The organism is Variovorax sp. V35, assembly GCF_041154465.1.
GTDB lineage: Bacteria > Pseudomonadota > Gammaproteobacteria > Burkholderiales > Burkholderiaceae_C > Variovorax > Variovorax boronicumulans.
In genome coordinates this window covers 3,451,057-3,463,535 of record NZ_AP028666.1, presented here as the reverse complement: position 1 = coordinate 3,463,535, position 12,479 = coordinate 3,451,057, and the positions used below count along the sequence as shown (strand labels likewise).

General features: G+C 70.3%; 13 protein-coding genes. 2 read left to right on the top strand and 11 right to left on the bottom strand.

Annotated elements, in window-relative coordinates; translation table 11 throughout:
* Window positions 1–2: 2 nt before the first annotated feature.
* Together ACAM42_RS15985 and ACAM42_RS15980 are read right to left on the bottom strand one after the other, a co-directional pair.
* Complete coding sequence (locus ACAM42_RS15985; protein ID WP_369632609.1) at window positions 3–953, bottom strand: fumarylacetoacetate hydrolase family protein; 951 nt, start codon at window positions 951–953, stop codon at window positions 3–5.
* A gap of 24 nt (window positions 954–977) precedes the next feature.
* Complete coding sequence (locus tag ACAM42_RS15980; RefSeq protein ID WP_369632608.1) at window positions 978–3,347, bottom strand: FAD-dependent monooxygenase; 2,370 nt, start codon at window positions 3,345–3,347, stop codon at window positions 978–980.
* Window positions 3,348–3,545: 198 nt separating this feature from the next.
* Here ACAM42_RS15980 and ACAM42_RS15975 point away from each other — a divergent pair, with 198 nt between their 5' ends.
* Window positions 3,546–4,247 (top strand): TetR/AcrR family transcriptional regulator, encoded by a 702-nt coding sequence (locus ACAM42_RS15975; RefSeq protein WP_369632607.1) that lies wholly within the window; start codon window positions 3,546–3,548, stop codon window positions 4,245–4,247.
* Here ACAM42_RS15975 and ACAM42_RS15970 read toward each other — a convergent pair.
* The 9 genes from ACAM42_RS15970 to ACAM42_RS15930 all read right to left on the bottom strand — a co-directional run bounded on the left by ACAM42_RS15970 (window position 4,244) and on the right by ACAM42_RS15930 (window position 11,444).
* On the bottom strand, window positions 4,244–4,504 hold the full coding sequence (locus ACAM42_RS15970) for a hypothetical protein (protein ID WP_369632606.1): 261 nt from the start codon (window positions 4,502–4,504) through the stop codon (window positions 4,244–4,246). The two genes, ACAM42_RS15975 and ACAM42_RS15970, sit on opposite strands and share 4 nt — an antisense overlap.
* 94 nt (window positions 4,505–4,598) lie before the next feature.
* Window positions 4,599–5,210, bottom strand: a complete 612-nt coding sequence (locus ACAM42_RS15965; RefSeq protein WP_369632605.1) for an alkylhydroperoxidase domain protein — start codon at window positions 5,208–5,210, stop codon at window positions 4,599–4,601.
* A 7-nt stretch (window positions 5,211–5,217) separates the two neighbouring features.
* A complete protein-coding gene (locus tag ACAM42_RS15960) occupies window positions 5,218–5,841 on the bottom strand; it encodes a CMD domain protein (protein ID WP_369632604.1) in 624 nt (207 codons plus the stop codon).
* Window positions 5,842–5,853: 12 nt separating this feature from the next.
* Window positions 5,854–6,924 carry a putative FMN-dependent luciferase-like monooxygenase gene (locus tag ACAM42_RS15955; RefSeq protein WP_369632603.1) on the bottom strand — a complete coding sequence of 357 codons (1,071 nt, stop codon included), beginning with the start codon at window positions 6,922–6,924 and terminating at the stop codon, window positions 5,854–5,856.
* A 104-nt stretch (window positions 6,925–7,028) separates the two neighbouring features.
* A complete protein-coding gene (locus ACAM42_RS15950; RefSeq protein ID WP_369632602.1) occupies window positions 7,029–7,598 on the bottom strand; it encodes a hypothetical protein in 570 nt (189 codons plus the stop codon).
* Window positions 7,599–7,636: 38 nt separating this feature from the next.
* A complete protein-coding gene (locus tag ACAM42_RS15945) occupies window positions 7,637–8,395 on the bottom strand; it encodes a thioredoxin family protein (RefSeq protein WP_159277173.1) in 759 nt (252 codons plus the stop codon).
* A 26-nt stretch (window positions 8,396–8,421) separates the two neighbouring features.
* Window positions 8,422–9,120 (bottom strand): hypothetical protein, encoded by a 699-nt coding sequence (locus ACAM42_RS15940; RefSeq protein WP_159272073.1) that lies wholly within the window; start codon window positions 9,118–9,120, stop codon window positions 8,422–8,424.
* 46 nt (window positions 9,121–9,166) lie between these two features.
* Window positions 9,167–10,387 carry a helix-turn-helix domain-containing protein gene (locus ACAM42_RS15935; protein WP_369632601.1) on the bottom strand — a complete coding sequence of 407 codons (1,221 nt, stop codon included), beginning with the start codon at window positions 10,385–10,387 and terminating at the stop codon, window positions 9,167–9,169.
* 61 nt (window positions 10,388–10,448) lie between these two features.
* Window positions 10,449–11,444, bottom strand: coding sequence for a Bug family tripartite tricarboxylate transporter substrate binding protein (locus tag ACAM42_RS15930; protein ID WP_369632600.1), 996 nt, complete (start codon window positions 11,442–11,444; stop codon window positions 10,449–10,451).
* Between the two features lie 104 nt (window positions 11,445–11,548).
* Between ACAM42_RS15930 and ACAM42_RS15925 the strand changes: the two genes are divergently transcribed.
* On the top strand, window positions 11,549–12,478 hold the full coding sequence (locus ACAM42_RS15925; protein WP_369632599.1) for a LysR family transcriptional regulator: 930 nt from the start codon (window positions 11,549–11,551) through the stop codon (window positions 12,476–12,478).
* The last annotated feature ends 1 nt before the right edge of the window (window position 12,479 follow it).

Sequence of the window (12,479 nt, the reverse complement as noted above, 5' to 3'; positions counted from 1 at the left end):
GATCAGGCGGCGATGACGGTGTTCTCCAGCACCCCGAGCCCCGCGATCTCGACTTCCACGCGGTCGCCGTCGTCCAGGAAGCGCCAGTGCTCGACGCCCGCGCACTCGGGCACGCAGCCCGTGGCGAGCAGCTCGCCCGCATGCAGCGTCTCGTTCTGCGAGGCGAAGCTCAGGATGCGATCGATGCGGTGCGTCATGCCCGAGGTGCTGCCCTGCCCGCGCAGCTGGCCGTTCACGCGCACCGTCACGTCGAGCGCATGCGGGTCGGCGATCTCGTCGGCCGTGACGATCCAGGGCCCCAGGCTGTTGCTGCCGTCGAAGTCCTTGCCTTTCGCCGGACCGGTGCCCACGCCGCTGCGCAGCTCCTTCATGAGCTGCGCGCGCTCGGAGAAATCGTTGAAGACGACGTAGCCGAAGACATGCGCCATGGCAGCGGACGCATCGATGTTCTTGCCGCCGCGCCCGACCACCACGGCCAGCTCGGCCTCGTAGTCGAGCATCGTGCCCGGCGCGGGCCGCTGCACCGATGCACCCGGGCCGGACAGGTTGAGCCGCACGCCCTTGTAGTAGACGGGTGTCTCGTAGAAGGCGGCCGGAATCTGCATCGCCCACGCCGGTGCGCCGGCCGCCGGCGAGACGTTCGCGGCGACCTGCCGGAAGGCATTCTTCAGGTGCTGCTCGTACACGCTGAAGCAGCGGATCTGCGGCGGCTGGTAGGGCAACTCGATCCGCACGTCCTTCAGTTCACGCAGACAGCCTTGCGGCATCTGCGTCGGCGCGAGCAATGCGCGAAGCATCGGCAGCGTGTCGTCTTCGTGCTGGATCACGTCCAGCAGCGTGGCAAAACGCGGGTCGCCGGGAAATGCAGCGCTGACATCGAGCAGCCGCTGCTCCGGCAAGGCAAGGCCGACGTGCCGCGAGAACGCATCGGTCGAGAAAGTGCACAGGCGCATGGGGTGGTTCTCCTTGCGTGCGCGTCAGGCCGCGCGATGCTGTGCGAGCAGCACCTCGGGATCGAACTCCACGCCGATGGGGTTCGTCGCGAAATCGCCGGCGCGGAACCACGCGTCCAGTTCGGCCGCGCTCTCGAAGTTGTCGACCTGCAGCTCGACCTTCACGCCCTCGGGGTCGAGGTAGTACAGCGAGGTGGTCGGCCCGTGGTTGATGCTCCACACCGGCTGCATGCCGTGGTCCTTGAGCCGCGCGTAGGTGTGCAGCAGGTCGTCGAGCGTGCCGTAGGTGAAGGCGACGTGGTCCACGCCCGCGGTCTGGGCTTGTCCGGCGCTGTGCGTGGGCGCGTTGATGAGCGCCACGCGGTGGTGCTCGTCGTCGTAGCTCAGGAAGCACAGCATCTCGTTGCGGAACATCGTGCGCGCGCCGAGCACCACGCTCCACCACTGGATCGATTCTTCGAAGCGGCGTGTCGCCAGCACGACGTGCGCGAGCTTGCGCGGCGACCGCGCCTGCGGGTCGGGCGAAGGAAGGGGAAAGCGGTCCATGGGGTTCGTCATTGCATGTCCTTGGGGTCGAGGGGTTGGTGGGGAAAGGTTGATCTGCAAGATGGCGCGCAGCACCGCCGCCACATCGCTCGGGCTCGGCGGTTGCGACGCGGTGCTGCGCCAGGCGATGTGGCCGTCGGGCCGCACCAGCAAGGTGGCGTCGGCTCGGCCGTCGTTCCAGGCGATCAGTTGTGCGAGCGCCTTGTGCGAGGCGGCGAGGTCCAGGTTCACGCCCACGACGGCCAGGCCCAGCGACGCCGCCAGCCGTTCGCACGCCGCGCCGTGGCGGCCCATGCCCGCCAGGAGGAAGTGCCCGGGCTTCAGAAGCTCGTGCGAGCTGGTGCGGTACGCGACGCCGGTGTCGGGCGCAAGGTGGAAGTGCGGCCAGCGCGCGCCGGGCGTGAGCGACTGGCACACGTCCCGCACGGGGTCCGGCGCGACGGGCGCAGTCGTGCCGTCGCCGCACACGGCCGCTCCCCGGTAGGCATGGCCCAAGTCCAGGCCCACGGTGCTGAAGTGCGCCATTTGGTTCTCGGCGGCGCGCTGCACGCGCTGGCGGATGGCCGTGCAGTGCACGGACGCGGCCTTCGCGATGCGGCGCGTGCGCCACTCGACCGGCGCCACGAACAGGCCACCGAGCGCCGAGCGCACCGCGCCCGGCAAGGCGCGCGCCGGCGCACTCGAACGCACGCGACCCAGCAGCGGCAGGCGTCGGTCGTCGATGCCCATGGCCGCGGTGACCTCGCGCATCTTGTGGAAGTTCTTCACGCTGGCCTCGCAGTTCGCCACGGCCACCGGGCAGCGCTCCGCGCCGTAGGTGTCGATCAGGCCCACGTCCGCGCGGTCTTGCATGACCAGCGCCAGCTTCCACGCCAGGTTGTGCGCGTCCGCGATGCCGGTGTTGAGGCCGAGCCCGCCCGTGGGCGGAAAGCGGTGCGCCGCATCGCCAACGAGCAGCGTGCGCCCCTGCCGGTAGCGGTCGGCCACGTGCGCCTGCATCGTCCAGTGCGAGAGCGAGGTGATGCGAAACGGCACGTCCGCGGCGCCCAGCGCGGCGCGCAGCATGCGCTCGCAGCGGGCGACCGGAAAGTCCGCGGGCTGTTCGTGCGGCGGGAAGTACGGCGTCATGAACACCGCGTAGCGCGCGGCGTCGTGGACGATGAAGGTACCGGGCGCCTTCGCGGACAGGGTCCAGAACAGGATCGACGGGCTGTCCTTCACGAGCGGGCGCAGGTCAGCCTCGAAGTTGACCGTGACCATGTGGGCCAGGTTCGTGTCGCCGGCCATCGCGATGCCTGCGCCTCGCCGCACGGAGCTGCTCGCGCCGTCGGCCGCCAGCAGCCACTGGCTGCGCACGGCATAGACCTCGCCGCTGGCGGCGTCCTCGATGCGCGAGACGACGCGGTCGCCCTCTTCTTCCGCCGCCCGCCAGGTCTGGCCGAAGCGCGTCTCGCAGTGGGTGCGGCCGGCGAGCGCATCGAACAGCACGCGCTCGAGATGATGCTGCGGCACGTTCGCGCTGCGCTTGCCGCTCACCGAATCGAGCTGAACGAAGCGCGCTTCGCCACCGATCTCGATGCGTGCGATGTCTTCCTCGGCAAGGTTGCGCCGCCAGGTCACGTAGCGCGCGTCGGCCGGCGGCGTGGCCACGCGCGCCAGCGCCTCGTCGGCGATGCCCAGGCCGGCCAGGATTTCGCGCGTCCTCGCGCTGACGACATGCGCCTGCGGCGCCTGGTGCAGACCGTCGCGCTGCTCGACAAGCAGCGACGCAATGCCCTGGTCGGCCAGCAGGGCCGCCATCGTGAGCCCGACGGGCCCGGCACCGACGATCAAAACGGGAACTTCCAACACGTGCATCTGTGGCTCTCTCGACCTTCGGCAGCACCAACGGCTGCCATGCACGTGAATTTATACAAATATAAGTCAATGCAAGATGCGTGTTTATACTTATATAAGTCACACGCATCGACCGGCCGACCGGTGCGCGCGACTGTTGGACAATGCGGCCATCGTCAACCAGCCACGGCCCGCCGGCGCACGCCATCCATGAAGACTCCCACGGGCAAGACAGCCCCGAAGCGCACCCCCGTCCCTGCCCGCACCGAGGCCACGGAACCTGCAGCCGACACCTCGGGCCGGCAGCGCCTCATGGACGCGGCCATCGTCGAGTTCTCCGAGAAGGGTTTCGAGGGCACGTCGGTGCTAGCCATTGCGCGGCGCGCGGACGTGAAGCAGCCGCTGCTCAACTACCACTTCGGCGGCAAGGAAGGCCTGTGGCGCGCCGTGGTCGAGAGCACGTACACCGAGGCGATGGCGTCCATCGATGCGATGCAGGTCGACGAGGACACGGCCGATGCGCTCACCAAGCTGCGCAGCGCGCTGCGGGTGTTCGCCATCATCAACGTGCTGCACCCCGCGGCGCATTCGCTGGTGCTGCGCGAGGTGGCGCAGGCCGGGCCACGGCTGGACTGGATCATCGAGCACTACATGCGGCCGTTCCATGAGCTGCTCGACGCGCTGCTCGCCGAATGCCAGGCGGAAGGCCTGATCAAGCCCTATCCGCGCGCCTATGCGAGCGTCATGATGACGAGCCTGCTGACCTCGGTGCAGTCGTCCATGCACCTGATCAAGCGGCTCTACGACGTCGATCCGATGAGCCCCGAGCAGGCCGAGCAGCACACCGAGCAGACCATCGACCTGCTGCTGAACGGGATGCTGACGGACGCGCCTCGGAAGAAGAGCCGCTAGCGCTGGTTCTGCTGCTCGCTCCTGTGCGCAATGACCGCGTCGCGCACCGCACGCTTCAGCGCCAGCTGCGGCTTGCCGCAACCGCTGCAGCGATAGAAGCGCAGGCCGGGCAGGAACTTCATCCACGACCGCCGGTGGATGCGCTCCAGGCCGGCCAGTCCGCATCGGCAGCGGACAAAAGGATTGCCGAATGCCGGGCCGGGCGCGGGCGCGCGGCCGTGGCGTGTCGTTGCGTACCCAGGAGCGTCGGTGTGCATGCGGGTCATCGTGCCGACCCACGGGCACGCCGCGCGCCCGACTGTGATCCCGCTCACTTGCCGCCGCAACAAATCTGCGCGCGGCCGCGTGGGCCTACGTGGCAGCAGGCGCCTGCGGTTCGCCCAGCGAGAGCATCAGGCGGTTGGCCCAGTTGAAGAAGGCCGCGCCATGCACGACGTCGGCAATCGCCAGGTCGTCCAGCCCCTGCACGCGCAAGGCGTCGACGTGCGCAGGCCCGAAGGTCGACGGCGTGGCCGACAGCGCGACCGACGCCTGCACGATCGCATTCCAGCGCGCGCCCAGGTCGGCCTGCACGCCCTCGTCGAGCAGGCGCTGCACGTCGTCCGTCCGCTGCGAGAAATGCGAGGCGAAACGCGCGTGCACCGACGCGCAGTAGATGCAGCCGTTGAAGCGCGAGGCCGCGGCGGCCGAGAGCTCGCGCTCGGCGCGCGGCAGGCCGGCCTCGGGGTTGTAGAAGATGTCCTTGTCGGTGCGCGTGCGCGCGCCGAGGATGTCGGGGTCGCGCGCCAGCAGGCGGAAGTACGGCGACTTGGCGCGCGACGCGTCGACGAGGCCCGCGTAGTGGCGCTCGGTCAGTTCGTCTTCGGGCAGCGGTTCGAGCCAGGGCAGCCATTCGAGCTGCGCCTGCGTGAAGCTGCGTGGGTGCGTGTTGCCGGGATGGGTCAGGGTCGATTCGGTGCTCATGGGGCGCTCATGCAGAAGGGGTGGCCAGCGCGCGCAGGCCGATGACGACGCGGATCTGGAACGCAAGGAACGCCACCAGCTGCGACAACGTAACGATCTCCGTGGTGCGCCATCCCGCATCGAGCAGCGCCTGCAATGCGGCCGGACTGGCGTCGCGCGGGTGGAAGACCAGCAGGTGCGCATGCGCAAGGCCGGCCGACAGCCGTTCGCTCAGCACCGCGCGCTGCGCCGCCTCGACGGCGTAGACCGGGCCAGCCGCGTCTTCCACGCTGAGTGGACCTTCCGGATAGCGGCCATACGGCCCTTGCGCAGCACCGCGTGCGACCTCGGCCTCGATGGCCCTCGCTACGCCCTGCCCCGCCAAGGCCTCGGTATAGAAGCGCGCCACGTCGGGTTGCCCGTGCAATCCGGCGACAAAGGCCGCGATGGCGAAGCGGTCTGCGATCTCGAAGTGGCCGGCCACGGGCTCGGTCGGCGCGAACAGCGCCAGGTAGCTCTGCTGCGCCTGCGTGCGCGCCTGCTTGCGCTGCGCGCGCAGGCGATCGAGCGCACTGCCGGGCGCGATACCCACCAGCCGGTCGATCACGTCGACAGCCTCGGGAACGGGAGAAGAAGAAACAACGGCATTCATGGAAACAACAGCCTAGAGAAGCGCAAGCGATTGAAGGTCCGGCACGCCCGTGTCGCGCGCCCAGCCCAGGGCGGGTGCGACGACCGTGGCGGTCAGTTCGATGGAACGCAAGATGGCCGCGTGCGGCGGATCGACCGAATGCACCTGGCACACGAGGTCGGTCACGCGCGCGAGCGTGCGGTCGGCGCGCAGCGAGGCGATCACGTCGTCGGGCGAACCGACATGCACGTCGTACGCGGCGATCAGCTGCTCGAGCGGCGCATCGGCGCGGACGCGGTCGGCCAGGCCGATCTGCCCCGTGGCGGCGGCCTGCACCACCGCGCGCCGCAGCCCGGTCTCGGCCAGGCGCAGCGCCTCCTGGCGGGTGTCCGCCACGAACACGCTGCGCGAGCCCACGATGCGCGGCGTGCGCCCCGGCGGCAGCGCGGCCAGGTAGGCGTCGATGATCGGGTCCTGCAGGTCGGCCAGCGATGCATCGGGCGCCTGCGCGGTGCGCGGCTGCGCGCGCGAAAGCATCAGCCCGTCGCCGGCCGTGCCCGCGCGCGTGCCGCCGTTCACCGAGAACGTGGCCTGCCAGAGCCGGCCGAGCAGTTGCGCGCCCGCCGGGTACAGCGTGTCGCCGCCGGGCAGCGCCCGGCCGGCCCAGGCCCCGCGCACCGTGGCAAGCTGCCGCTCGAACAGCGCCGCGCGGTCGTCGCTGTCCAGCCCGAAGGCCGCGAAGGACGCCGGCGTGCCGCCCGTGCCGACGCCCACTTCGAGCCGGCCGCCCGAGAGAAGGTCCAGCACGATCGCGTCTTCGGCCGTGCGCACCGCGTTCTCCAGCGGCAGCGTGACGATGCCCGTGCCCAGGCGGATGCGCCGCGTGCGCGAGGCCACGTGGGCGAGGAAGACGAAGGGCGACGGCAGGCCGCCTTCGTGTTCGTGGAAATGGTGCTGCGCCACCCATGCGGAATCGAAGCCGAAGGCCTCGGCATGGGCGATCTGCGCCGTGACGAGGCGGTAGCGCTCGGCGGCGGGGGCATCGTCGAGCAGCCGGCTGAAGAAGCCGAGCCGCTTGCGCGGGGAAGTGAAGGTACCGGGCATCCGAAGGCCTGTGGGGTCGAGAGCCTTCGAGTGTTGCGCCGCAGGCCGCTCGAATGGAACGCCGGTTTTCGCGTTTGCTTATGCGCTTTGCGCGCATCGCGCGTTCAGTGCGGCATCGCAGGTGATCGCCGTGTGAAGCGCTGCAGCCAGCCCACGCCCGCCCCGGCGCCGACGGCCATCAGCCCGGTGGTGGCCAGCATCGCCGCCGTGTGGAGCGCGACGGCCGCGAACGCCGGCACGAGCGAGCCACTCATCGCGCCCTTCGCTGCATCGCCCATGCACAGCGGGATCAGTGCCGGCACCAGCATCAGCCCGGCACCGTGCGCGGTGGACATCATGAAAGACCACAGCGCCAGCCCTGCATGCCCCGCCGGCGCACGTGCCATGGCGGGCAGGCGCCCCGACAGGTGAACGAGCGCGACCACGGCGATCAGCCCGCCGGCCAGCCACTGCAGCAAGCCCCGGTCCATCGACAGGCCGAAGGCCACCGCAATGACCACGAGCGCCACCGAGGCCACATGCCCGACACCGATCGGCCACAGCGCCCGCAGCGCCTGCGCCCGGTCGTGCGAACGCAGGCCCCATGCGGCGGCGAACATCCAGCCGGTGGTGGGGTTCAGGCCGTGCAGGACGCCCATTCCCGCCACCGCCAGCCAGGGCCAGAGGCTTGCCATGGTGCGGACCGATCGACACGCCGGGTCGCGCGTTTTCCTTAGGACTGCGCGTGGCAGCAACCACCGGCCGCCGCAACGGGCGCGGGCTCGTAGCGGTCGTGGTGACGGATCCAGTCCATCGCGTAGGACGGGTTGTGCTCGTCGCGGCCCTTGGGAACGAGGTCGAGCATGTTGTAGGTGCCCATCATCACTTCCACGCCGCGACCGTAGGTCGAGTAGGTGTGGAACACGTCGCCGGCGTCGTCCTTGAAGAACACGCTGACGCCGGGCGCCTCCTCGCTCGGGAACGGCTGCTTCACGTAGTTGTAGGCGACCGCGCCGCTGGCCATTTCATCGGGCGTGAAGCTCACGCCGAAGTCGTGGTTGAAGTCGTTGTCGTGCGACGAGACCCAGGCGAACTGCCAGCCCATGCGTCGGCGGAAGGCCTCGATGTGGGCGAGCGGCGCGCGCGAGACGGCCACCAGCGTGACGTCGCGGTGTTCGAGGTGCACGCGCATGCCGTCGGAATGGTCGGCCATGAACGAGCAGCTCTGGCAGCCCTGCTCCCAGTCGGGGCCGAACATGAAGTGCTGTACGAGCAGTTGGCGACGGCCTTCGAACAGGTCGGCCAGCGGGCGACGGCCCTGGGGCGTGTCGAAGACATAGGCCTTCTCGACGCGGGTCCACGGCAGCGCGCGGCGCTCTTCGGCGATCCGGTCGCGCAGCTGGGTCAGCTCCTTCTCGCGCGCCAGCAGCGACTTGCGCGCGTCGATCCAGCGCTCGGGGGTCACGACGGTGTGATTCACTGGGGTGTTCATGGTGTGCTCCTTGGCTTGCGTTTCGTTCAGGCCGTAGCCGTCTTCGGGCGACGCACCGCACGGACCTTGCTGGCCCGGCCGTCGCCGGCGTAGAAGAGCCCCGCGCCGTCGGACTCCAGGCCGCTCACGCCGACGCCGCTGGGCATTTCCAGCCGCGCGATCACGTCGCCGCTGGCGGGGTCGATGCGGCGAATGTCGCTCTGATCGCCTTCCCAGGTGCCGTGCCAGAGTTCGCCGTCGACCCAGGTCACGCCGGTGACGAAGCGGTTCGACTCGATGGTGCGGCGGATCGCGCCGGTCGCCGGGTCGATCTGGTGGATCTTGCGGTCGCGGTACTCACCCACCCAGAGGCTGCCTTCGGCCCAAGTGAGGCCCGAATCCGAGCCGTTGCCGGGCGCGGGAATCGAGGCCAGCACCTTGCCGGTGGCGGCGTCGATCTTGTCGATGCGCGCCTCGACGATCTGATAGAAGCAGGTGCCGTCGAAGGCAGTGCCGGCGTCGCAGGCGACGTCGATGCGGCGCGTGGCTTCGCCGCTCGCGGGGTCGAAGGCGACCAGTTGCCCGCCGGTGGCGGCCCACACCTGGTGGCCGTCGTGCGTCACGCCGTGGATGCGCTCCACGCCTTCGAACGGGCCGTATTCGCGCACGATCTGCGCGGCTTGCACCGCGCCTTCGAACCGGTCCTTGCCGGCCTTCTTGCTCTGACTGCTGTTGCTGCTGCTCATGGTGGGCTCCTGTAGGTGCGCCACGGGGTAGCGCATGAGCCCGACTCTATTCAATCGGCAGCGCAGCGGGGAGTAACAAGATCGTCGTGAATCCCGCCAGTGGCGGGGCCAGCCAGCGGCGCGCCCTGGCCTGCCCGATGGCACGCACGCGCCGCTCGGCCTCGAGTTCGGCCAGCGCGCGCTGCACCGTGCGCTGGCTCGCGCCCAGCGCCAGCGCGAGCGCCGAGGTCGACCAGGCTGCGCCGTCGGACAGCAATGCCACCAGCGAAGCCTGTTCGCCGTCGATGGGCGGCGCCAGCACCACCACCGGACGCGCATCCAGAGGTTGGAGGATGAAGCCCTGCGGCGTGGCCTCGATGCGCGCCATCGGCTTGACGAGCGCGCGCAGCCGGCCGATCTCGACGCGCAGCCGTGCGCGGTGCGTCTCGTCGGGGTCGCGGGTGCGGAAGGCGTCGGCGATCAGCGCGTCGCGGTCGACATCGCCGGGCCAGGCCGCGGCCAGCGCACGCGCCAGCGAGAACAGCACGGGCCGGCGTGCGAGCGAACGCCAGGTGTCGCCGCCTCCGACGCCGCGGCGGCAGGCATCGACGACGAGCGCATCGGACGCGAGCAGCGCCTCGACCTCCTCGAGGCGCAGGGCCTGTTCACCGCCGGCAGCGATACGCCGGGCGGCAGGACGCTCGAGCGCGGCGCGCGCTTCCGCCACCTCGGCCAGCAGCGCCGGCACGCGCGCGCGCCAGGCCGCGTCGTGCGCGCGGTCGAGCGCCGCGCGTGCCGCGGCGGTGCGCAGCGAACGCAAGGCCAGCTCCGCCGACGCCAGCTCGGCCACCGCGGACAGCAACGGCGGCAGGCTGTGCCCGTCGAGCAGTGACAGCGCGGCGGCGGCCTCGTCGAGCCGGCCGAGCAGCAGCAACCGGCGCGCCGCGATGAGCCGCGCCTGCAACGCATTGGCCAGGTCATCACGGGCTTCGAGCGTCGCCGCCGCCGCGGTCAGCGCGCGCGGCGAGCCGCCCAGGTCGCGCATCGCGAGCGCCACCTCGGCCTCGGCGACGACGCAACGTGCGCGCGCCAGTTCTTCGTGCGCGCCGAAGCCGCTCGCGGCACGCCGCAGCAGCTCGCGCGCACGCGGGTGCTCGCCGAGCTGGGCCATGGCGATGCCGCGCAGTGCGAGCGCCGGCGGGTCGTCGCGCAGCGCCACGCGCTTGAGGGCACCCAGCGCGTCGCCGGCAGCGAGCGCGCGCGCGGAGGCGGCGATGAGGGAATCCATGGGGCGACAGGCTACAACACCGCCGGTGCGCCCCGGCCCGCCTCATCGCGAGGCGGCGTCGTCAGTCCAGCGAGATGCCGCGCTCACGGATCAGCGCGTGCCACTTCTTGGTCTCGGCGAAGGCGTAGGTCTTCATCAGCACGCTGTCGCTCGGCACGGGCTCCCAGCCGCCTTCCTGCAGCCTCTTGCGCACGCCCTCGTTGCCCAGCGCGGCCTGCATCTCCTTCGAAAGGCGCTCCTGGATGGCGGCGGGCGTGCTGGCCGGCACCACCAGCCCCTGCCATGCGTAGGCCTCCGAATCCTTGAAGCCCTGCTCGCCCACCGTGGGCACGGCGGGCAGGATCGGCAGGCGCTTGGCGCTGAAGGCCATCAGCGGAATGACCTTTCCTGCCTGGATGGCGCTGAGCCCCGACGAGGTGTCCACCACCATCAACGGCACCTGTCCGCCCATCACGTCCTGCAGCGCCGGCGCGGCGCCGCGGTACGGCACATGCATCGTCGACAGGCCGCTGCGGCTCAGGAACAGTTCCATCGCCAGGTGGTGCGGACTGCCGTTGCCCGGCGAGGCGTACGACAGCGTGCCCGGCTTGCTCTTGAGCTGCTCCATCAGGGCGCCGATGGTCTTGAGGTTCGTCGACGGCGCCGCCACCAGCACGAGCGGCGTGCGGGCCATCAGGCCGAGCATCGCGAAGTCGCGGTCGACGGCGTAGGGCAGCTTCTTGTAGAGCGCGGGGTTGTAGACGAGCACGCCGTTGTCGGCCGTGAACACGGTGTAGCCGTCGCCCGGCGACCGGGCCGTGACCTCGGCGCCGATGATGGCGCCGGCGCCAGCCCGGTTGTCGACGATCACCGGCTGGCCGGCCTGCACCGACATCTGCGCGCCGATGGTGCGGGCCAGGAAGTCGCTGCCGCCGCCGGCGGGGTAGCCGACGATCCACTTGATCGGCTTGGACGGAAAGGCCTGCGCCTGCGCTTGCGCGGGAGCCCCCGCGAAAGCAAGTGCGGCGGCCGCGAGCGAAAGAAAACCGCGGCGCGCAAGGCGATGAGAAACGGGCATGAACGATGTCTCCTGGCAGTGGTTGTTGTGATGGCGCTGCGATTGGATGCGAGCTTCATTCATGGTTCAATCAGATATTTCTCTCCCACTTATCTGAAAAACCGATGAATGTCACGTTGCGCCAACTGCGCGCCTTCATCGCGGTGGCCCGCGCCGGCAGCGTGACCGAGGCCGCCCTGCGGCTGCACATCACGCAGTCGGCACTGAGCGGCCTCATCAAGGACCTGGAGTCGAACCTGGGCGTGCAGATGCTTCACCGCACGACGCGCAAGCTGCAGCTCTCCAGCGCGGGCGAGGTGTTCCTGCCGATGGCCGAGCGCATCCTGCAAGACCTGGGCATGGCGCTCGATGCGGTGTCCGACCTGCGCGAGCTGCGCACCGGCACCGTGCGCATCGCAGTGCCGCAGGTGATGGCGTGCACGGTCATGCCGGAAATCATGGCCGCCTTCGCCCGGAAGTACCCCGGCATCCGCGTGCGCCTGCAGGACTCGATGGTCGAAAGCGTGCTGGGCCGGCTCATCAACGGCGATGTCGACCTGGCCATCGGCCCCGAGCGCGACGCGCCGGCCAACGTGGTGGCGCGCACGCTCTTCACCCTGCCCTTCCTCGCGGTGCTGCCCCCGGGGCATCCGCTCACCAAAAAGCAGCGGGTCGCCTGGAGCGACCTGGTCCGCTACCCCGTGATCTCGCTGCAGGGCGAGTACACGCAGCTGCTCAGCGCCGAGCTGTATGCGTCGCCCGGCCGGCTGGAGTTCAGCCCGACGCATGAAGTGGCCTTCCTGACGACGGCGCTGAGCATGGTCGAGCACGGCCTGGGCGTGACCACCTGCCTGCCCTATGCGGGCGAGCTGCTCCAGCGTCAGGAGCTCGAATTCCGCCCGCTCGTCACGCCCGTGCTCAGCCGCAAGTTCCAGGTGTGGCTCAACAAGGACCGGGGACTCTCGCCGTCGGCGCAGGAGTTTCTGGACTTCCTGCTGCAGCACATCGAGGATCACCCCGCACCCGAGGTGCGCGCGTTCCGCAAGGCGCGCTGAT

Excerpts from the sequence above, each read along its gene's own strand:
- ACAM42_RS15985 (WP_369632609.1), bottom strand. The coding sequence starts at position 953 with ATGCGCCTGTGCACTTTCTCGACCGATGCGTTCTCGCGGCACGTCGGC.
- ACAM42_RS15975 (WP_369632607.1), top strand. The coding sequence starts at position 3,546 with ATGAAGACTCCCACGGGCAAGACAGCCCCGAAGCGCACCCCCGTCCCT.
- ACAM42_RS15970 (WP_369632606.1), bottom strand. The coding sequence starts at position 4,504 with ATGCACACCGACGCTCCTGGGTACGCAACGACACGCCACGGCCGCGCG.
- ACAM42_RS15965 (WP_369632605.1), bottom strand. The coding sequence starts at position 5,210 with ATGAGCACCGAATCGACCCTGACCCATCCCGGCAACACGCACCCACGC.
- ACAM42_RS15960 (WP_369632604.1), bottom strand. The coding sequence starts at position 5,841 with ATGAATGCCGTTGTTTCTTCTTCTCCCGTTCCCGAGGCTGTCGACGTG.
- ACAM42_RS15955 (WP_369632603.1), bottom strand. The coding sequence starts at position 6,924 with ATGCCCGGTACCTTCACTTCCCCGCGCAAGCGGCTCGGCTTCTTCAGC.
- ACAM42_RS15950 (WP_369632602.1), bottom strand. The coding sequence starts at position 7,598 with ATGGCAAGCCTCTGGCCCTGGCTGGCGGTGGCGGGAATGGGCGTCCTG.
- ACAM42_RS15945 (WP_159277173.1), bottom strand. The coding sequence starts at position 8,395 with ATGAACACCCCAGTGAATCACACCGTCGTGACCCCCGAGCGCTGGATC.
- ACAM42_RS15940 (WP_159272073.1), bottom strand. The coding sequence starts at position 9,120 with ATGAGCAGCAGCAACAGCAGTCAGAGCAAGAAGGCCGGCAAGGACCGG.
- ACAM42_RS15935 (WP_369632601.1), bottom strand. The coding sequence starts at position 10,387 with ATGGATTCCCTCATCGCCGCCTCCGCGCGCGCGCTCGCTGCCGGCGAC.
- ACAM42_RS15930 (WP_369632600.1), bottom strand. The coding sequence starts at position 11,444 with ATGCCCGTTTCTCATCGCCTTGCGCGCCGCGGTTTTCTTTCGCTCGCG.
- ACAM42_RS15925 (WP_369632599.1), top strand. The coding sequence starts at position 11,549 with ATGAATGTCACGTTGCGCCAACTGCGCGCCTTCATCGCGGTGGCCCGC.